General features: G+C 68.7%; 18 protein-coding genes. 11 read left to right on the top strand and 7 right to left on the bottom strand.

What is annotated here, in order from left to right; all coding sequences use genetic code 11:
* Window positions 1-162: 162 nt before the first annotated feature.
* Window positions 163-1,692, bottom strand: coding sequence for a F0F1 ATP synthase subunit alpha (gene atpA / locus A33M_RS03435; RefSeq protein WP_008383510.1), 1,530 nt, complete (start codon window positions 1,690-1,692; stop codon window positions 163-165).
* On the bottom strand, window positions 1,692-2,252 hold the full coding sequence (locus A33M_RS03430) for a F0F1 ATP synthase subunit delta (RefSeq protein WP_008383508.1): 561 nt from the start codon (window positions 2,250-2,252) through the stop codon (window positions 1,692-1,694). The genes atpA and A33M_RS03430 overlap by 1 nt, the downstream gene beginning before the upstream one ends.
* Before the next feature lie 438 nt (window positions 2,253-2,690).
* Between A33M_RS03430 and A33M_RS03425 the strand changes: the two genes are divergently transcribed.
* Window positions 2,691-4,055: a glycosyltransferase gene (locus A33M_RS03425; protein WP_008383506.1), complete on the top strand. Its 1,365-nt coding sequence runs from the start codon at window positions 2,691-2,693 to the stop codon at window positions 4,053-4,055.
* A gap of 33 nt (window positions 4,056-4,088) precedes the next feature.
* On the opposite strand, the gene A33M_RS03420 is transcribed toward A33M_RS03425, so the two are convergent.
* Window positions 4,089-5,279 (bottom strand): NnrS family protein, encoded by a 1,191-nt coding sequence (locus A33M_RS03420; RefSeq protein WP_008383504.1) that lies wholly within the window; start codon window positions 5,277-5,279, stop codon window positions 4,089-4,091.
* A gap of 269 nt (window positions 5,280-5,548) precedes the next feature.
* Here A33M_RS03420 and A33M_RS03415 point away from each other — a divergent pair, with 269 nt between their 5' ends.
* From A33M_RS03415 to glgA, 5 genes are all read left to right on the top strand, one after another.
* Window positions 5,549-5,914 (top strand): c-type cytochrome, encoded by a 366-nt coding sequence (locus A33M_RS03415; RefSeq protein ID WP_008383501.1) that lies wholly within the window; start codon window positions 5,549-5,551, stop codon window positions 5,912-5,914.
* A 373-nt stretch (window positions 5,915-6,287) separates the two neighbouring features.
* Window positions 6,288-6,605, top strand: coding sequence for a septal ring lytic transglycosylase RlpA family protein (locus A33M_RS03410; protein ID WP_237718260.1), 318 nt, complete (start codon window positions 6,288-6,290; stop codon window positions 6,603-6,605).
* Between the two features lie 687 nt (window positions 6,606-7,292).
* Window positions 7,293-8,993 (top strand): alpha-glucan family phosphorylase, encoded by a 1,701-nt coding sequence (gene glgP, locus A33M_RS03405; RefSeq protein ID WP_008383496.1) that lies wholly within the window; start codon window positions 7,293-7,295, stop codon window positions 8,991-8,993.
* 122 nt (window positions 8,994-9,115) lie between these two features.
* Window positions 9,116-10,360, top strand: coding sequence for a glucose-1-phosphate adenylyltransferase (gene glgC / locus A33M_RS03400; RefSeq protein WP_040619128.1), 1,245 nt, complete (start codon window positions 9,116-9,118; stop codon window positions 10,358-10,360).
* Complete coding sequence (glgA, locus tag A33M_RS03395) at window positions 10,357-11,817, top strand: glycogen synthase GlgA (RefSeq protein ID WP_008383492.1); 1,461 nt, start codon at window positions 10,357-10,359, stop codon at window positions 11,815-11,817. The genes glgC and glgA overlap by 4 nt, the downstream gene beginning before the upstream one ends.
* Before the next feature lie 45 nt (window positions 11,818-11,862).
* Here glgA and A33M_RS23650 read toward each other — a convergent pair whose 3' ends face one another.
* The 3 genes from A33M_RS23650 to A33M_RS03385 all read right to left on the bottom strand — a co-directional run bounded on the left by A33M_RS23650 (window position 11,863) and on the right by A33M_RS03385 (window position 14,390).
* Complete coding sequence (locus A33M_RS23650) at window positions 11,863-12,207, bottom strand: hypothetical protein (RefSeq protein WP_157223307.1); 345 nt, start codon at window positions 12,205-12,207, stop codon at window positions 11,863-11,865.
* Entirely contained in the window at window positions 12,188-12,634 is a 447-nt protein-coding gene (locus tag A33M_RS22715; protein ID WP_040619107.1) for a Panacea domain-containing protein, read from the bottom strand. The genes A33M_RS23650 and A33M_RS22715 overlap by 20 nt, the downstream gene beginning before the upstream one ends.
* 142 nt (window positions 12,635-12,776) lie before the next feature.
* Window positions 12,777-14,390 (bottom strand): Na+/H+ antiporter, encoded by a 1,614-nt coding sequence (locus A33M_RS03385; RefSeq protein ID WP_040619105.1) that lies wholly within the window; start codon window positions 14,388-14,390, stop codon window positions 12,777-12,779.
* Between the two features lie 80 nt (window positions 14,391-14,470).
* On the opposite strand from A33M_RS03385, the gene mtgA reads away from it, so the two are divergent.
* The 3 genes from mtgA (at window position 14,471) to A33M_RS03370 (ending at window position 16,258) form a co-directional block, all read left to right on the top strand.
* Window positions 14,471-15,187 carry a monofunctional biosynthetic peptidoglycan transglycosylase gene (mtgA, locus tag A33M_RS03380; RefSeq protein WP_157223306.1) on the top strand — a complete coding sequence of 239 codons (717 nt, stop codon included), beginning with the start codon at window positions 14,471-14,473 and terminating at the stop codon, window positions 15,185-15,187.
* 175 nt (window positions 15,188-15,362) lie between these two features.
* Entirely contained in the window at window positions 15,363-15,548 is a 186-nt protein-coding gene (gene rpmF, locus A33M_RS03375) for a 50S ribosomal protein L32 (RefSeq protein WP_008383484.1), read from the top strand.
* A 305-nt stretch (window positions 15,549-15,853) separates the two neighbouring features.
* The gene (locus A33M_RS03370; protein WP_008383482.1) at window positions 15,854-16,258 is read left to right on the top strand and encodes a hypothetical protein; all 405 of its coding nucleotides are present in this window, start codon (window positions 15,854-15,856) and stop codon (window positions 16,256-16,258) included.
* On the opposite strand, the gene A33M_RS03365 is transcribed toward A33M_RS03370, so the two are convergent.
* Window positions 16,236-16,604, bottom strand: coding sequence for a SemiSWEET family sugar transporter (locus A33M_RS03365; RefSeq protein ID WP_008383480.1), 369 nt, complete (start codon window positions 16,602-16,604; stop codon window positions 16,236-16,238). The two genes, A33M_RS03370 and A33M_RS03365, sit on opposite strands and share 23 nt — an antisense overlap.
* 136 nt (window positions 16,605-16,740) lie before the next feature.
* Between A33M_RS03365 and A33M_RS03360 the strand changes: the two genes are divergently transcribed.
* Window positions 16,741-18,579, top strand: coding sequence for an SLC13 family permease (locus A33M_RS03360; RefSeq protein WP_008383478.1), 1,839 nt, complete (start codon window positions 16,741-16,743; stop codon window positions 18,577-18,579).
* Between the two features lie 148 nt (window positions 18,580-18,727).
* Window positions 18,728-19,405, top strand: a complete 678-nt coding sequence (locus A33M_RS24360) for a PRC-barrel domain-containing protein (RefSeq protein WP_008383474.1) — start codon at window positions 18,728-18,730, stop codon at window positions 19,403-19,405.
* Window positions 19,406-19,505 lie beyond the last annotated feature (100 nt).

Below are 19,505 nucleotides of genomic sequence, written 5' to 3'. Positions count from 1 at the left end.
GCTCCGGCTCGCTCCCTCCCCACTCGTCGGGAAGGGCTGGGGAGGGGGGCAGACGGCGGGGCAGGGCCTTGCGGCCGACCCCCCACCCTAGCCCTCCCCACGCGGGGGAGGGAACGAACGGTTCGGCGCGGCGATGCCCTCGGGCATCACCGCGCGTCGCGATCACGCGAAGGTCTTGGCGTACTCGTCGACGATCGCCTTGACCTTGGCGGCGGTGGCGTCGTCGAGATCGCGCTTGTCGCGGATCGTGTTGAGCACGGCCTCGTGCTTGGTGCGGAACAGCGACAGGAGCCCCTGCTCGAACGCCCGCACGCTCGACACCGGCAGCGGGTCGAGATAGCCGTTCACGCCGGCATAGATCACCACCACCTGCTCTTCCATCTTGAGCGGCGAGAACTGCGGCTGCTTGAGAAGCTCGGTCAGCCGCGCGCCGCGATTGAGCAGGCGCTGGGTGGTGGCGTCGAGGTCGGAGCCGAACTGGGCGAACGCCGCCATCTCGCGGTACTGCGCCAGCTCGCCCTTGATCTTGCCGGCGACCTTCTTCATCGCCTTGGTCTGGGCCGAGGAGCCCACGCGCGACACCGACAGGCCGACGTTCACCGCCGGGCGGATGCCCTGGTAGAACAGGTCGGTCTCGAGGAAGATCTGGCCGTCGGTGATCGAGATCACGTTGGTCGGGATGTAGGCGGACACGTCGTTCGCCTGCGTCTCGATGACCGGCAGCGCGGTCAGCGAGCCCGACTTGTTGTCCTCGTTCATCTTGGCGGCGCGCTCGAGCAGCCGGGAGTGCAGATAGAACACGTCGCCCGGATACGCCTCGCGGCCCGGCGGGCGGCGCAGCAAGAGCGACATCTGGCGATAGGCGACCGCCTGCTTCGACAGGTCGTCGTAGAAGATGACGGCGTGCATGCCGTTGTCGCGGAAATACTCGCCCATGGTGCAGCCGGTGAACGGCGCGAGGAACTGCATGGGGGCCGGGTCGGAGGCGGTGGCGGCGACGACGATCGAATATTCGAGCGCGCCGTTCTCCTCGAGCGCCTTCACGAACTGGGCGACGGTGGAGCGCTTCTGGCCGACCGCGACATACACGCAGTAGAGCTTGACGTGCTCGTCGGTCGACTGGTTGAGCGGCTTCTGGTTGAGGATGGTGTCGAGGATGATCGCGGTCTTGCCGGTCTGGCGATCGCCGATGACGAGCTCGCGCTGGCCGCGGCCGATCGGGATCAGGGCGTCGATCGCCTTGAGGCCGGTCGCCATCGGCTCGTGCACCGAGCGGCGCGGAATGATGCCGGGCGCCTTTACGTCGACGCGGCGGCGCTCGGTCGCCTCGATCGGGCCCTTGCCGTCGATCGGGTTGCCGAGGGCGTCGACCACGCGGCCGAGCAAGCCCTTGCCGACCGGCGTGTCGACGATCGCGCCGGTGCGCTTGACGGTCTGGCCTTCCTTGATCTCGCGGTCGTTGCCGAAGATCACGATGCCGACATTGTCGATCTCGAGGTTCAGCGCCATGCCGCGCACGCCGTTCTCGAACTCGACCATCTCGCCGGCCTGGCAGTTGTCGAGCCCGTACGCGCGTGCGATGCCGTCGCCGACCGAGAGAACCTGACCGACCTCGGACACCTCGGCTTCCTGGCCGAAGTTCTTGATCTGCTCCTTCAGGATCGCAGAAATCTCTGCGGCGCGGATGTCCATCAGCCGACCTCTTTCATGGCGTGCTTGATTGCGTTGAGCTTGGTGCGGAGCGAGCCGTCGACCATGCGGCTGCCGATCTTGACCACCAGCCCGCCGATGATGGCGGGATCGACGCGGACCTCGACATGGACGTCCTTGCCGGTGATCTCGTCGAGCGCCGCCTCGAGCTCGGCCCGGTGCGCGTCCGAAAGCGGCTCGGCGACCGTCACCTCGGCGGTCTCCTCGCCCTTGTGGCGGGCGACCAGCGCGCGGTACGCCCGGATCATCCGCTGGACGGCGAACAGCCGGCGGTTCGCCGCGACCAGCTTCAGGAAGTTGGCGGAAATGCCGCCCATCTCGACCTTCGCCAGCACGGCGGTGACGGCGCGGGTCTGCTCCTCGGAGTCGAACACCGGGCTCTTCACCAGGCGCTGCAGATCCGGGCTCTCCGCGATCAGCGCCTCGAACCGGGCGAGGTCGGCGGCGACCGTGTCGATGGCATCGGTCTCGAGCGCCAGCTCGAACAACGCGGTCGCGTAACGTCCTGCCACTCCGGCAGCGATCGGACTGTCTCCTGCCACGGCGCTCTCTTTCGGCGTTTCGGCATCCAAGGTCCCGACGCGCGGTCCGCGGAACGCGCGTAAGCCCCTGGAAAAAAGTGGGACCAGGATGTGAGGGGCAATCGGAGCGGCGAGCGGCCCGCGCCCCGTTGAAAACCGCGGGTTTGCTAACACAGCGCCGAAGGCGGTGCAATATGGCGAACGCATCCTGAGGTGGGATCGCGGGCCGCGGACGAGGGCGGGCACGGCCCGCGGCGCGCATCGCGAGCGCTCGGCCGACGGGACCGGCGAGGAGGTGCATCGCGGCCGCGGTGCCGGTCGCCCGGCCGGCCGCGCCGCCCCTTCACGGCGCCGCGAAAAATGCTCTATGGATGCGCCGCCGCGACCCGGGCGTGCGCCACGCCCGCGGGTCGCCGTCCCATGTCCCGCTCCCACGTCTCGCCGCGCGGTTTTCCTCCGATGGCCTCCGCCCGCCCGCCTCTGTTCGTCGATCTCAGCACCGCCTATGCCGAGCGCGGGCGGATCGCGCACGGCACGGTGCGGGTCGAGCGCGAGCTGATCGGCGCGCTGGCGACGCTCGCGGGTACGACGCGACCCGACCTCGCCTTCTGCCGGTTCGACCAAACGGCGCATCGTTTCGTCGCGGTCTCGCGCGAGGAGGCGCTGGCGGTGGTCAGGGCGCCGACCGAGCCGGAGCGGCGGCGAGCGCCGCGCCCGGCCTGGCGCTCGCATCCGCTGCTGCAAGTGGGGCGCCGGGTGGAGCGGTTCGTCCGCACGGAAATCCGCGACCGCTTCCGCCGCTTCCGGGCGGCGCTGCGGGAGGGGGCCGCCCGACCGGTGGCGAGCCGTCCCGCGGACTCGTCCGCGCGCGGGGCCACAGGTGGCGCAACGAGTTGCCTTCCGGCGGGGGCGCGGCTGCTGGTGCCGGGCGAGCTGCAGCGGCACGACTTCGGCCACCTGATCGCGCTGAAACGCCAGCACCGGCTCGCGCTCGCACTCCTCTTCTACGATCTGCTCGGCACGCTGCCGCCGGGCGACCCGCGGCTCGACGACCCGGACGCCGCCGACATCCCGTCGAGCGAGTTCGTGCTGCGCCACGCAGACCGGGTTTTGGCGATCTCCGCCTTCAGCGCCTCGGCGCTGGCGAGTCACGCGAAAACCCGGGGGGTCGCCGGGCCGCCGGTCTCGGTGATCCGCCTCGGGCATCGCCTCGCCGCCGCCGACGCACCACCGCCGACCCCGGTCGAGGGGCTCGCGCCGGGCGGCTTCGTGCTGACGGTCGGCGACGTGGGGACGCGCAAGAACCACCGGCTGCTGCTCGACGTGTGGGCCTCGCTCGCCCGCGACGGGCTCGCCCGCCCGGGCACCGAGAATCTGCCCGTGCTGGTGGTGGCGGGCCGGGTCGGGCACGAGGGGGCGGCGCTGGTCGCGGCGGCCGAGCGCGATCCCGTGCTGCGGGACACGGTGCGCTTCCTCAGCAATGTCGACGACCAGGCGTTGCGCTGGCTCTATGCGCACTGCCGCTTCACGCTGTTCCCGTCGCTGTCGGAGGGGTTCGGGCTGCCGGTGGTGGAAAGCCTCGCGGCCGGCAAGGCGTGCATCGCCTCGAATGCCACGGCGATCCCGGAGGCGAGCCAGGGTGCGGCGATTCATCTCGATCCGCACGACGGCGCGGCGTGGCGCGCCGAAGTGCTGCGCCTCCTCGACGACGACGCGCTCGCGGCGGCCGAGGCGGAGATCGCAAAAAAATTCCGGATGGTCTCGTGGGACGACACCGCCGCCGACGTTCTTCTCGCGCTCGATGCGGAGCGGTGGTCGCGCTGACGCCGTGTCGAGACGCCCCATCGGGGCGCCCGGTCAGGCCCCGCCGCGGCGTGGTCTCGCGAGCATCGGCAGATAGGCGGCGCAGAAGCCGAGAAACGCCCCGCCCCACGCGATCGCCGCGAGCCACAGCAGCAGCATGCCGGTCTCCGGCCAGAGGCCGGCGGCGATGCGCAACAGCGCGGCGGCGATCACCGCGAGATAGACCGCCAGCGTCGCCGGCGGCGCGATCAGCGGATGGCCGGTGTGGCCGCGGGTCGCCCGGGTCATCACCGCGAGCGTCGTCACGCCGAACGCGCCGACCGTCCAGGCATGGATGCCGGCGCTCTCGGCGATCGCCAGCGGGAAGAAGGCGGCCGCGCCGGTCAGCAGGAAGCCGAGCGGCACGAAGGCGTAGCCGGCGTGCAGCACCCACACCAGCGGGTCGCGCAGCGCCCGCCAGCCGGCCCAGCGGACGAGCCGCACCGCATGCAGAAGCCCGGCGGCGATCAGCAGCGCGCCGGCGACCGCCGAGCCGGGCGCGGCCAGCCACGCCGCAAGCGCGAGGACCGTGACCACGATCGAGATCGCGTCGAAGCGGCCGAACGCCGCCGGCAGCCGCCCCGGATTCTCGCGCACCAGCCAGTTGCGGGTGAAGCTCGGCACGATCCGCCCGCCGATCAGCACGATCAGCATCAGCACCGCGGCGACCGCCAGCCGCCGCCCGAGCAGCGCCCCGCCCCACCGATGCGCCTCGACGTGAAACACCACGTTGGCGATCGCGAACACGGCGAGGACGACGAGGACACGCAGGTTGCGCCAGTTCTTGCCGGCGACGACCTCGCGTCCGGTGACCGCGATCACCAGCACGAGAAAGCTCGCATCGATCAGCGCGACGAGCCCCCAGCCGAGCAGGCCTCCCGCCGCCACCGCGAGCCGGCCGGCGACCCACACCAGAACCAGCATCAGGAGCGGCCAGCCATTGAGCGGCAGCCGTCCGGTCCAGTTGGGAATCGCGGTGAGCAGAAAGGCGGTGACGACCGCGGCGACATAGCCGAACAGAAGCTCGTGCGCGTGCCAGTCGGTCGGCGTGAAGACGCCGTCGAGCGCGATGCGACCCTCGTAGACCGGCAGCCACATCAGCACCGTCACCGCGGCATAGAGCGCGCCGAGCAGGAAGAACGGACGGAAGCCGTAGCTCAGGATCGCCGGTCCGGAGAACGGCTGCAGGCGGGGGACGGGGGTCATCGCGAGATGATGCTCGAGGCGCCGATCGGTTTCAAGCGAACCGCCCCGGTTCCCGACCGGAGCCACCGACGGAACCGGCGCCGTGAGCGGCCGGAACGATCACGGACCGCGAACCATGCCGCACCGATCTTCGCACGACGGCTTGATTTTCGGCTGACATCCGGCTCTTTTGCACGCTGCGAGGCCTCCAGTTCGGGCCGAACGACTCGGTGGCCGGTCCTCGCGAGCGAATAAGGGAACCAGGCAAAATGATTACGAGAGCGTTCGTTATGGCACTCGCCCTCGCCGCCTCGACCGGCGTTGCGGTGGCCGCCGACGCCGAAGCCGGCGCGGTCCAGTTCCGGAAGTGCACGCCGTGCCACAACATCGGCCCCGGCGCGAAGAACAAGGTCGGCCCGGAACTGAACGGCCTCGAAGGCCGGCACAGCGGCATCGTCGAGGGCTTCAACTATTCCGACGCCAACAAGAATTCCGGCATCACCTGGAACAAGGAAACCTTCCTCGAATACATCACCGATCCCCGCAAGAAGATTCCGGGCACCAAGATGGTGTTCGCCGGCATCAAGAACGAGCAGGATCGGGAGAACCTCTGGGCCTATCTCTCCTCGTTCAAGGCGGACGGCTCGAAGAAGTAACGAGCCCGACGGCTTTCGATCCACCCGCGGCGGCCCCGCGGGTCGCGCGCCCCGATCCCGGTCGGGGCGCGTTTTTTTTCGCGCGCCGTCGCCCGCCGCGCCGCTCCCTCGCGAGCGCTCGCCGTGCCTGCGCCGCGCCCTCGCCGGGGCGAAACAGCCAGGCGACGTGCAGCCGGGCGGATCGGCAACCCGGTCAATTCGACTCTCCTTCGTGTTGAAATACAAGACACACAACGTGATCGGAACCTCCGGGCCGGCCACGTTATGTGCACATTTCTCCCTTTAATGCGCTGCGGCACGTAGCAAGAGGGAGAGTAAGTCCAGCATGAAGGTACGAAACTATACACACGTTCTTGTCGCCTTTATCGTATTCATGACAGCTTTTATTGTAGTCGCGGACCGCGCCCACGCATTCACCCAGTCGGGTGTCGCGTCCGTCTATTCCGGCGGCAAGACCGCCAATGGCGAGCGGGCCCATCCCGGTCGACTGACCGCCGCCCACCGCCATCTTCCCTTCGGCACCAAGGTCCGCGTGACGAACCGCCGCAACGGGCGCTCCGTCGTGGTGCGGATCAACGATCGCGGCCCGTTCGTGAAGGGCCGGGTGATCGACCTCACGCCCGCCGGCGCCCGCGCGATCGGCATGGGCCACGGCCTCGCGCCGGTCACGATCGCGGTGCTCGGCCGCTGAGCCGCCCCACCGCGCACCCCCGCGTTTCGGAGAGCGCCGCCCGCCGCGGCGCTCTCTTTTTTCGTGTCCACGTCTTCCGTGCCGCCGGCTTCCGTGCCGACGACGCTTTTCGGGCCGACGTCTTTTTCCGTGGAGATGTCCGGGTCCCGGCCCGGCGCGTCCTGCGTCCGCCGTGATCCGCCGCCGCACGACGCCGGTCGTGAGTGCAAATTATTTTCTTATTTTGCCGGATCTGCAGATCGCCCGCCCAAACGTCCGCGCCACCGCCCGCCACCCCCGTCCGGCGGCCGGATTCGCCGTGCGACGCTCTGGTGGCCTTTGCGTGACCGCTGCATAATGTGCGACACAGAAACGTGCGATCGACGAGTTCCATGCTTGAAAGACCCATGCGTCTGTTGCATTGCATCGAACTCGGATGCGAACAGGGGGAGCCGAACCGGATGGCACATTCGTCGACAGGACCGTCGTTGCCGATGCCCGGCCATCATTGTGAGCCGCGGCCGCAAGGCGTGTCCCGGTCGAGGCAACACCCCGGTCGGCCGTCTCGGCCGTCCTGAGCGCCCGGCCCGTGCCGATCCCGTCGCGACGACGGTCCGGCGCGGCCGAACGGGCTCGTCCGCACAAGGCGATACGACCGCCCTCGCGTCGAGCCCGATGTCGTCGTCTCCATCCCCTTCCGGAGCTGAAATGATCGAAGTCGCCCCTTATCTGTCCGTCAACCGCATTGCCTACTTCTCCATGGAGGTCGGCATCCGGGAGGAGATGCACACCTATTCCGGTGGCCTCGGCCTGCTGGCGGGAGACGCCGCGCGTTCCGCCGCCGATCTCGACCTGCCGATGGTGTTCGTGACGCTCGCCTCGCGCGAGGGCTCGAACAAGCAGGAGATCGACGCCGACGGCAATCAGATCGACGCCCCCGACCCGTGGAACCCCGAGGAGTGGGCGATCCCGATCGGCGCCCTGGTGGCGGTCAAGATCGAGGGCCGGCAGGTGTGGATCCGGCCGTGGCTCTACGAGCTCGCCTCGCCGCGCGGCCCCAAGATCCCGGTGATCCTGCTCGACACCAACGTGTCCGAGAACGACCCGCGCGACCGCATCATCACCAATCGCCTCTATTTCGGCGACCAGAAGGACCGCATCAAGCAGGAGGCGGTGCTCGGCATCGGCGGCGTCCGCGTGCTGCGCGCGCTCGGCTTCAGCATCGACACCTATCACCTCAACGAGGGGCACGCGGCGTTCCTGTCGCTGGCGCTGCTCGACCAGCACCGCATCAACCGCATCCCCGGCATCCCGGAGCCGTTCAGCTACGACGTCCACGCCGTGCGTGAGAAGTGCGTGTTCACCACCCACACCCCGGTCGAGGCCGGCCACGACCGCTTCGACTATGCGGACGTCCGCTCGATCGTCGGCGACCTGATCGAATTCGACCAGCTCAAGCTCTTGGCCGGCGCCGACAAGCTGAACATGACCCGGCTCGCGCTCAACCTCTCGCGCTATGCCAACGGCGTCGCGCGCCGGCACGCCGAGACCGCGCAGAAGATGTTCCCCGAGTACAAGATCAGCACGGTGACCAACGGCGCCCACGTGCCGACCTGGATGCATCCGGCGATCGCCGAGCTGTTCCGCACCATCGCGCCGCACTGGGCCTATCAGCTCGACGAGCTCCTCAAGGCCGACCAGATGCCGCCGGACGCGCTGTGGGCCGCCCACCAGAAGGCCAAGGGCGAGCTGCTCGCCCACATCCGCGCCACCACCGGCGTCGAGATGGACCCGGAGGTGCCGCTGATCGGCTTCGCCCGCCGGATGACCGGCTACAAGCGGCCCGACCTGCTGTTCCACGACGTCGAGCGGCTGAAGGCGATCGGCCAGCGCTATCCGTTCCAGGTGGTGATGGCCGGCAAGTCGCATCCGCGCGACTTCGAGGGCAAGGGCATGATCCGCGGGATCCACGCCCACATGCGGGCGATCGACTCCATCCCGATGACCTTCCTGCCGAACTACTCGATCGCCGTCGCCAACAAGCTGGTGTCCGGCGTCGACGTGTGGCTCAACAACCCGGTGCCGCCGCTCGAGGCGTCCGGCACCAGCGGCATGAAGGCGGCCTTCAACGGCGTGCTGAACTTCAGCGTGCTCGACGGCTGGTGGCTGGAAGGCTGGGAAGAGGGCGTCACCGGCTGGTCGATCGGCACCGACGGCAGCGACTCCTCGGCCACCGCCCACGCCAACGACATGTACGGCAAGCTCGAATCCACCGTGCTGCCGCTCTATTGCGAGAACCGCGCGCGCTGGATCTGGATGATGCAGCAGACCATCGCCAAGATCGGCGCGGTGTTCAACAGCACCCGCATGATGCGGCGCTACGCGACGGAGGCTTATCTGAGGTCCTGAGCCGGCTCGGCAACGACGTGGGACTGTCGTGTCGGTCCGGTATTGCGCGTCGAGCGGAGTGACGACCCGGAGACAATCGCACCCCAACCACAAGAGGCAATTCCGTGCCGATCGACAATCCCATGTCGGGCCCGCTCGCGCGTAGTGCGATGGCCTACGTCCTCGCCGGCGGGCGCGGCAGCCGGCTCCACGAGCTGTGCGACAACCGCGCCAAGCCGGCGGTCTATTTCGGCGGCAAGTCACGCATCATCGATTTCACGCTCTCCAACGCCCTCAATTCGGGCATTCGCCGCATCGCGGTGGCGACCCAGTACAAGGCGCACAGCCTGATCCGCCACATGCAACGGGGCTGGAACTTCTTCCGCCCCGAACGGAACGAGAGCTTCGACATCCTGCCGGCGAGCCAGCGCATCGCCGGCGCCAGCTGGTACGCCGGCACGGCCGACGCCGTCTATCAGAACCTCGACATCATCGAGGGCTACAATCCCGAATACATCGTGCTGCTGGCCGGCGACCACGTCTACAAGATGGACTACGAGCCGATGCTCCAGCAGCACGTGGAGCAGAAGGCCGACATCACGGTCGCCACCCTCGCGGTGCCGATCGAGCAGGCCAAGCATTTCGGCGTCGTCCATGTCGACGAGAACGAGCTGATCACCGACTTCATCGAGAAGTCGGCGACGCCGCCGCACATGCCGGGCGACCCGACCCAGGCGCTCGCCAGCATGGGCATCTACGTCTTCAACACGAAATTCCTGATCGACCAGGTCCGCCGCGACGCCCACGACCCGCACTCGCAGCACGACTTCGGCAAGGACATCGTGCCGTACCTCGTGAAGTACGGGAAGGCGGTGTCGCATCCGTTCTCGCGCTCGTGCGTACGCTCGCGCGAGGAGGCCGACGTCTACTGGCGCGACGCCGGCACCATCGACGCCTATTGGGAGGCCAATATCGACCTCACCGCGGTGGTGCCGCAGCTCGACCTGTTCGACCACAACTGGCCGATCTGGACCTATGCCGAGATCACCCCGCCCGCCAAGTTCGTGCACGACGAGCAGGGCCGGCGCGGCATGGCGGTGGCCTCGCTGGTGGCCGGCGGCTGCATCGTCTCGGGCGCGGCGATCAAGCGCTCGCTGGTCGGCACCGGCGCGCGGGTGCACTCCTTCGCCTCGGTCGACAGCTCGGTGATCCTGCCGCAGGTCGATATCGGCCGTGGCGCGCGGCTCACCAAGGTGGTGGTCGACAAGGGCACCCAGATTCCCCCCAAGCTGGTGGTCGGCGAGGACCCGGAGCTCGACGCGGAGCGGTTCCGCCGCACCGAGAGCGGGATCTGCCTGATCACCCAGCACATGATCGATCGGTTGTGACCACCTCGGCACCGATCGTCGTTCTGTCCGTCGTCTCGGAGATCTTCCCGCTCGTCAAGACCGGAGGTCTCGCGGACGTCGCCGGTGCGCTGCCGGCGGCGCTCGCGCCCGAGCACGTGCGGGTGGTGACGCTGGTGCCCGGCTATCCGGCCGTTCTCAAGGCGCTCGACGAGGTCGTCCCGGTCCTGCAGATCGCCGACCTGTTCGGCAACCCGGCAAAGCTGCTGCACGGGCGGGCGCACGGCCTCGAGCTGATCGCGATCGACGCGCCGCATCTCTACAATCGGCCGGGCAACCCCTACATGGCGCCTGACGGGCGCGATTGGCCGGACAACGCGATCCGCTTCGGCGCGCTCGGCAAGGTCGCGGCGAGCCTCGCCGCCGGCGCCGTGCCGTCGTTCCAGCCGCACGTCCTGCACGCGCACGACTGGCAGTCCGGCCTCGCCGCGGCCTATCTGCGCTACGGCCACGAGCGCGGCCCGCGCACCGTCACCACGGTGCACAACCTCGCCTTCCAGGGGCTGTTTCCGGCATCGCTCCTGCCGGCGCTGGCGCTGCCGCCGCAGGCCTACAGCATCAACGGCGTCGAGTTCCACGGCGAGATCGGCTTCCTCAAGGCGGGGCTGGCGCTCGCCGACTGGATCACCACGGTGTCGCCGACCTATGCCGCCGAAATCCGCACGCCGGAATACGGCATGGGGCTCGACGGCCTGTTGCGGGTGCGCACCGAGCGGCTGTCCGGCATCCTCAACGGCATCGACGACGCGGTGTGGAACCCGGCGACCGACCCGCTGATCGCGGCAAAGTTCGACGCCCGCCGGATCGCCCCACGGATCGCCAACAAGGCGGTGCTCAAGCAGCGGCTCGGGCTCGCCAACGACGACGCGCTCTTGTTCGGCGTGGTGAGCCGGCTGACCTGGCAAAAAGGCCTCGACATGCTGGTCGAGGTGCTGCCGACGCTGCTCGCGACCGGCGCACAGCTGGTCGTGCTCGGCACCGGCGAGCGGGCGCTTCAGCAGGCCTTCATCGATGCCGCGCGGATCCATCAGGGCCGGGTCGGCTGCGTGATCGGCTACGACGAGGAGCTCGCCCACCTGATCCAGGCCGGCGCCGACGCGCTGCTGATGCCGTCGCGCTACGAGCCGTGCGGCCTCGCCCAGATGTGCGCGCTGCGCTACGGCACGCTGCCGGTGGTCGCCCATGTCGGCGGGCTCGCCGACACGGTGATCGACTGCAACGACATGGCGATCGCCGAGGGGGTCGGCACCGGCGTCCAGTTCACGCCGACGATCGGCATGCTGGAGGCGGCGATCCTGCGCACCACCGCGCTGTGGCGGAACGGCCGGGTATGGCGCCGCGTGCAGAGGAACGCCATGCGCGCCGACGTCTCCTGGCGCCGCTCCGCCCGCCGCTACGCCCAGCTCTATCGCGACCTTCTGGCCGAGAAGGGGCGGTGACGGCTTTCCTGTCGCCATCGACCTCAATAGTCATAAGGTGATAGATTACGAACTCGCATCGCGAGAGGTGCGGACTAGAAATCCAGTTATTTTGTCAATTAACGGAGCTACTGTGTCAACTCCGCAACGATCCGCCATGATCAGTACAAAAATTAATTCAAATATGCCAACTACGACAGCTCCAGCCCAATTCGCCATGTGCGTGAATATATATGCATCAAAAAGAATGATGGAAATAATTATCCAGAGAAAGCGCTCTTCGTAAAAGATGTTTTCGATGTCTTTTAATTTTGTCTCCAATGCTGCAATTTTCTCGTCTTTTTGGTCTGGAGCCGGCTCGCCCGACAGAATCCGCCCCAGCTCATTTCCATCATTTAGATTTTCTGGCACGGTATTCGTCCAAAATCAGCTCATTCGGAATAGTTATACCGCGGACATTTGGCTTATAACAACGGCTCCACGCGCCTTTTGGGGAATGCGTGAACGCAACAAGACTCGCAGGACTCATTCCATTGGTAGCATCCGCTGCCGCCTTGAGGGCCTGATATTCAGTCGTATCTCGCTCAAGGGCGGGCTCCCAATGAAAGACGTTTCTGATCGGATCACTACCAAACGCCCGAACTCGTCGATACACCTCCGGCACCACAGGCCCATAATCCCAGGCTTCGAACTCCTCGTTAATCAGGGGCTTGCCTGTCATAGCGAGGTGAAACATGTGCGCGATGTACAGGATCTTTTGAAGGGCCAAGTTGGAGAGTGTCCAACCCCTCATCTCACACACGGCCTTGGCTGCCGCCAATGCGGAAACAGACATCATCACAGACTCCAACTAGCTTAACAATACACACGGTTTCCGCGAAACACAAGAAAATCTCGAGGATGTCATCTCGAGGATGTCGGGAGACATAAACATTCATCGTTCCGACACCCTCAAGAACGAGGTGAAAAGGATCTGCCCCTCATCCCCCCGACACCGGCGGCTCGTAGGTCTCCGCCTTGCAGGCGATCGAGGCCTCCTCGAGGTCCAGCTCTCGCTCGATCCGGCGGCGGGCATAGTCGGTCAGCTTGCCGTCGCGCTCGAGCTGATGGAGATGGCGCCGCTCGGCGTCGATCAGCTCGAGCCTGAGCTTGGCGCCGAGCGCGGCGATCTCGAACCCCTCCTCCAGCGTGCGCGGCACCTGGAGCGTGCGCTGGACGTTGCGCGCCTTCAGAAGCGCGGCGATGCCGGCATCGACCTCGCCCTCGGCGGCGAGCTCGTCGAGCCGCTTCTGCGCGGCGTCGGTCGCCTCGTGGCGGGCCCGCAGCTCCGCCTCGCGCTCGCGCCGCTGCTCGGCCAGGCCGACCCGGGCGAGCCCGAGCCAGCGCATCACCAGCGGCATCATCAGCCCCTGCCCGACCAGCGTCAGCACGATCACCCCGAACACCACGAACAGGATGAACTCGCGCTGCGGAAACGGCTCGCCGTTGCCGAGGGTGAGCGGCAGCGCGAGCGCGGCGGCGAGCGACACCACCCCGCGCACGCCGACGAAGGCGATCATGAACGGGCGCTGCCAGATCGGCGCCGGATCGCGCCGCCGCACCGCCGGGATCTTTCGCGGGAGGTAGATCGCCGGATAGACCCACACGAAGCGGGCGACGATGCAGATCGCGGTGGTCACCAGCACGCCGACCACCAGCTCCGACAGCGAGTGCGACTCGATGCGGTCGACCAGCGCGCGCGCCTGCATGCCGACGATCAGGAAGATGAAGCCCTCGATCAGGTAGGTGAACAGGTCCCAGACGAAGATGCCCTGCAGCCGGGTGGCCGACGAGATCAGCAGGGGCCCGTTCCAGCTCACATAGAGGCCCGCCGCGACGGTCGCCAGCACGCCCGAGCCGCCGAGATGCTCCGGCACCCAGTAGGCGAGATAGGGCATCATCATCGCCAGCGTGATCTCGACCCGCGGGTCGCGTGCCCAGTGGCGCAGCCGAAGCCCGATCCAGCCGACCGCGAGGCCGTAGGCGATCTCGCCGACCACGATCGCCGAGAAGGTGCCGATCGCCTCCGGCAGCGAGAAGACGCCGGTCGACACCGCGGCGACCGCGAAGCGGTAGAGGATCAGCGCGGTCGCGTCGTTGGCGAGCCCCTCCCCCTCCAGCACCACGAGAATGCGGCGCGGCAGGCCGAGCCGGCGGGCGACCGCGAGCGGCGCCACCACGTCGGGCGGCGAGACGATCGCGCCGAGCACGAAGCCGATGCTCCACGGCAACCCGAGCACGAAATGCGCACCGGCCGCCACCGCACAGGTGGTGAACACCACGCAGCCGAAGGCGAGCAGGGCGATCGGCCGCAGGTTGAAGCGGAACTCGCGCCAGCTCATGGCGACGCCGGCGAGATAGATCAGCGGCGGCAGCACGACGAGCAGCACGAACTCCGGGGCGAGCTCGATCGCCGGCAGGCCCGGCACGAAGGACAGCGCGAGCCCGGCGATCACCAGCAGGATCGAGGGGGCGACATGGAGCCGGCGCGCCAGAACCGCGACCGCGACCAGCACGGCGAGCAGCAGCAGCAGGGTTTGAATGATCGCGGTCATCTCGGCGGCGGCGCCAAATCTTCGGGGAATCGGGAGATCGGACGACGACGTGCTCATGGCATCGCGGTAAGATCATGGCCATGCAACTCGTCGAACGCCTCCGCCCCCTGACACGCTGGCCGGCCACGCCGTTCGAGTGGCTGCGGCTCGCCGCCGCCGTGCTGGTCGTCCTGGTGGCCCTGCCCTACCTGCTGACGCCGCTCTATCTCGTCGGCCGGCCGGTCTCGACGCCGATGCTGGCGCGCTGGCTCACCCGGATGCCGGTCGAGCGCAGCTGGGTGCCGATCGCCGACATCGACCCCGATCTCGTCAAGGCGGTGATCGCCGCCGAGGACGGCCGCTTCTGCCAGCACTGGGGGATCGATTTCGCGGAACTCCGCGACGCTTTGGAGGACGGGCTCGACGACGCCCGCGGCGCCTCGACCCTGTCGCAGCAGACCGCAAAAAACCTCTTCCTGTGGTCCGGCCGCAGCTATGTCCGCAAGGTTTTGGAGGCGCCGCTGGCGATGTGGCTCGACCTGGTGCTCGGCAAGCGGCGGCTGATGGAGATTTATCTCAACATCGCCGAATGGGGGCCGAACGGGCAGTTCGGCGCCGAGGCCGCAGCCCGGCACGCCTTCGGCAAGCCGGCCGACAGCCTGACGCGGCACCAGGCGGCGCTGCTCGCCGCCACCCTGCCGAACCCGGTGAAGCGCAACGCGGCAAAGCCCGGCCGCGGGCTGCAGCGGCTCGCCGGGCTCTATGTGCGGCGCGCCCGGCAGGCGGTCGCCGGCTGCGTGCTCGACGCCCGGCGCTGAGGTTTCGTTTCCGGCCGCAGCAGCCCCGCAAACGGGGCATCGGACGGCGACGTCTCGCCATTTCCTGGTCGGGCCCCCTAGCCAGGCCGGGCCGCATGCTCTATAAGCCCGACTTTCCCGAAAACCGGGGCCTCGGCGCGCTCTCGCAGCCGGCCCACGTCGAGGAGACAGCACGATGGCCGTGCCGAAACGAAAGACCTCGCCCTCCCGTCGCGGCATGCGCCGCTCGGCCGACGCCGTGAAGGCGCCGTCCTATGTCGAGGACAAGGATTCCGGCGAGCTGCGCCGCCCGCACCACATCGACCTGAAGACCGGCATGTATCGCGGCCGGCAGATCCTCGCGAAGAAGTCCGAGGACTGAGCGGACCGGTCCGCGGGATTTTTTCTCGCCCGCGCGCCGCGCTTCGCCGAACTGATTTTTACCCGACCGCCGTGGTGTCCCGCCGCGGCGGTTTTCGGCGTTGGTCTCCCCGCGGTCCGGCCGAAGCAGTCCGCACGACGCAGGACGTCCCGACGAGCGCCGGGGAGAGGGACGAGTCCCCTCGGTGCGATGGAACCGGTTGCATGCGCGGCCGGAACGCGGTCTTGTGCCGGTGCGAACGAGCCGTTCGCGTCCGAACCGTCACCGCGCCCGAGCCGTGACTGCGCCCCTGCGAGGACCCGCCGATGTTTCTGATGGGATTTCCGCTGCTCCTCGTCCCGGTGGCGATCTACAACATCGTCGCCTTCCTGCTGCCGGGCTTTGCCTGGTCCGACATCGTGCTGCGGGTGCCGATGATCTCGCAGGCGACCTGGACGATGACCTTCGGCGACCTGATGACCGTGTTCGCCCTCGGCTTCCTGTTTCTCGAGATCGCCAAGGCGACCCGCATGTCGCGCCGCAGCGTGGTCGACCACATTTTGTCGCTGGTGCTGTTCATCGCCGTGCTGGTCGAGTTTCTGCTGGTCGCACAGGCCGCCACCTCGACCTTCTTCCTCCTTCTGGTGATCACCTTCCTCGACGTGATCGCCGGCTTCGTCGTCTCTCTGCGCACCGCACAACGCGACGTCACGATGGAGTCTCTCGGCTGACGTCTTCGCCGGCCGCGCGGCCGGCCCGCGTGCGCCCCGCACGAGTGCGTCCCGAACGAGTGCGTCCCGAACGAGTTCCCCCCGCACGAGTGCGCTCGGCGAGCTTGAAATACAGAAGATTGCCGAGCAGCATCAGACTCACGCCGTTGGCGAGCACGATCACCGCGTCACCGCGCAGGAGGCCGTACACCACCCACAGGCCGATACCGCCGGAGAGGATCAGCAGCATCCGCAGCGACAAATCCTCCGTCTGCCGGGTCCGCCAGCATTTGCGCACCTGCGGGACGTAGGACGCGGAGGTGAGCACCGCCGCCGCCAGTCCGACCAGGGTGTCGAGAGGAGCCATGCCGGCTCAATGCCGCGCCTCGAGGCGGGTTCCGCGCCGCAACGCCCGCCGCGTCCGCGCTTGACGCCGGGCCGGCAAAGACCGTAGCGACGATCTCCACCGGGCCCGAGCCTCCGGCCGAAGGAGTTTTACGCGCGTGGCCTTTCCCCAGATCGCCCTCACGACGATCCTCGCGGCCGCTGCCGCGATGTTCCTGTGGGGACGCTGGCGGCACGACCTCGTCGCGGTGGGGGCGCTGCTCGCCTGCGTGCTGGTCGGCATCGTGCCCTCGGCCCAGGCGTTCGACGGCTTCAGCCACCCGGCGGTGGTGACGGTGGCGGCGGTGCTGATCCTCAGCCGGGCGCTGCAGGAGTCCGGCACCGTCGATCTGTTGGTGCAGCGGGCGCTGCCGAAGGGGCTCGGCCCCGGCGCCTCGATCGCCGCGCTCACCGCGCTCGGCGCCCTCCTCTCGGCCTTCATGAACAATGTCGGCGCGCTGGCGCTTTTGATGCCGATCGGCGTCCAGATCGCCGACCGCCAAAAGATTCCGCCGGGGCAGATGCTGATGCCGCTCGCCTTCGGCTCGATTCTCGGCGGCATGACGACGCTGATCGGCACGCCGCCCAATCTGATCGTCTCGGCGTTTCGCGCGCAGGCCGAGGGGGTCGGGTTCGGGATGTTCGATTTCAGCCCGGTCGGCGTACCGGTGGCGCTCGCCGGCGGCGCCTTCCTGGTGCTCGCCGCCCGCATCCTGGTGCCGGCGCGGCCGCGGGCGGGCGCGGAGAGCTTCGAGATCGAGGTCTATCTCACGGAAGTGTGCATCCCGCCCGACGCCCGCGCCGCCGGCATGACGCTGCGCGAGATCGAGGCCGAGCTCGACGAGGCGGACGCCATCGTGGTCGGGATGATCCGCCGCGAGGTGCGGCTCGCCGCCTTCAACCCGCGCCAGCGGGTGCGCGCCGGCGACATCCTGGTGATCGAAGCGGATTCCGCGGCGCTCGCCGCGGCGCTTCCGGCGCTCGGGCTCGAGCTGGTGCACGAGCGCGCCGAGGTGAAGGAGCGCACCGGGCCGCCGGCCGGCGTCGCGAGCGCCGACGGCAGCGGGCAGAAGGTGGCGGCCGCCACCCAGGACAGCGAGCTGGCGCTGCTCGAGATGGTGGTGCTGCCGGCCTCGCCCCTGGTCGGCCGCTCGGTCGCCGACGTGCAGCTGCGCACCCGCTACGCGATCAACATGCTGGCGATCTCGCGGCAGGGCCAGCGCTCGCGCGCGCGACTGCGCCGGCTGCCGCTGCAGGCGGGCGACGTGCTGTTGATGCAGGGCCTGCCCGAGCGCCTGAACAGTTTTGCCACGCAGCTCGGCTGCGTGCCGCTCGCCGCCCGCTCGATCCGCCTGCCGCGCCTGCGCGATGCGGTGACCGCCGCGGTGATCATGGCGCTCGCGGTCGGCGCGGCCGCGCTCGGCCTCGCCCCGGCGGCGGTCGCCTTCACCGCCGGCGCGCTCGCCGCGGTGGTGACCGGGCTGGTGCCGGCCCGCACGGTCTACGAGGCGATCGACTGGTCGGTGATCGTGCTGCTCGGCGCGCTGATCCCGGTCGCCGGCGCGATGGCGACCACCGGCACCGCCGATCTGGTCGCCCGCTTCCTGCTGCACGAGGTGGCGCAGGGCAACGCGATCCTCGGCCTCGCCGCGGTGCTGGTGCTGACCATGACGCTGTCCGATTTCATGAACAACGCCGCGACCGCGACGGTGATGTGCCCGGTGGCGATCGGTGCGGCGCAAACGCTCGGCGTCAGCGTCGACCCGTTCCTGATCGCGGTGGCGGTCGGCGCCTCGTGCGCCTTCCTCACGCCGATCGGCCACCAGAACAACACGCTGATCCTCGGCCCCGGCGGGCTGCGGTTCGGCGACTACTGGCGGCTCGGCCTGCCGCTCGAGATCGTCGTCGTGGTGGTCGCGGTGCCGCTGATCGTGCTGGTGTGGCCGCTGAACGGGTGACGCCTTTCGCCCGCCTTTCGCACCCGGACCGAGACGGCGGTAACCCGCCACGCGGGCGTATCCCGCGGCGTTTTCTCTCGGGCGCGTCCCCGAACCATCGTCGCCCTCGGTCGTTGCCCTCACGTCCCAGCCATTTCGAGGAGACGACATGACTCGCACACTGTTCGCCTGCCTGCTGGCGGGTACGATGATCACCGGCCCCGCGCTCGCGCAATCCGGCTCCCAGACCGCACCGAAGGGCAGCCAGGCGCAGAGCGCCGGGCAGGCCGGCCAATCGCAGAGCAACCTGCGGCCGCTCGCTGCGCCGCAACAGGGCCACATATTCGGCTCGGACCTCTCCGGCACCACCGTCTACGGCGCCAACAACGAGGAGATCGGCGACATCAGCGACCTGCTGCTCGACCGCGACGGCAAGGTGGTCGCGGCGATCGTCGGCGTCGGCGGCTTCCTGGGGATCGGCGAGAAGGACGTCGCGGTGCCGTTCCAGGCGCTGGAGATCGTCGACGAGAAGAACACCGATCGCGCCGCGATGTACACCGGCGGCCGGATGGCGCCCGGCGCGCCGCTGCCCGGCACCACCGCCACCGACCGCTCGGCCACCGGCAGCACCGCGACCGGCAGCACCGCGACCACCGGCAGCGGCTCGAACGCCGCCGGCACCAATGCGGGCAACCGCGCCGATGCGGGCCGCACGGGAGCCAGCGGCACGGCCGGCGCCCGCGCCGATGCGGACGATTCCAAGATGGTCGACCCGGTCCGCGTGGTGCTGCGCGGCATGACCAAGGCCGACCTGCAGAACGCGCCGTCGTTCAAGGCCGATCAGTGATCGCCGGCCGGTCGCCGATCCGCCCGGCGGAGCAGATCGGCGACGGCACATCGTGACGCGACATCTCGAGACGAGACGCATCAGACGAGACGCGTCAGAC

Origin of the sequence: Rhodovulum sp. PH10, from assembly GCF_000293785.1 — a bacterium.
In the GTDB taxonomy this organism is placed as follows: domain Bacteria; phylum Pseudomonadota; class Alphaproteobacteria; order Rhizobiales; family Xanthobacteraceae; genus Rhodoplanes.
Note: the sequence above shows the minus strand (reverse complement) of the source record. Positions and strands in the feature narration are given on the sequence as shown.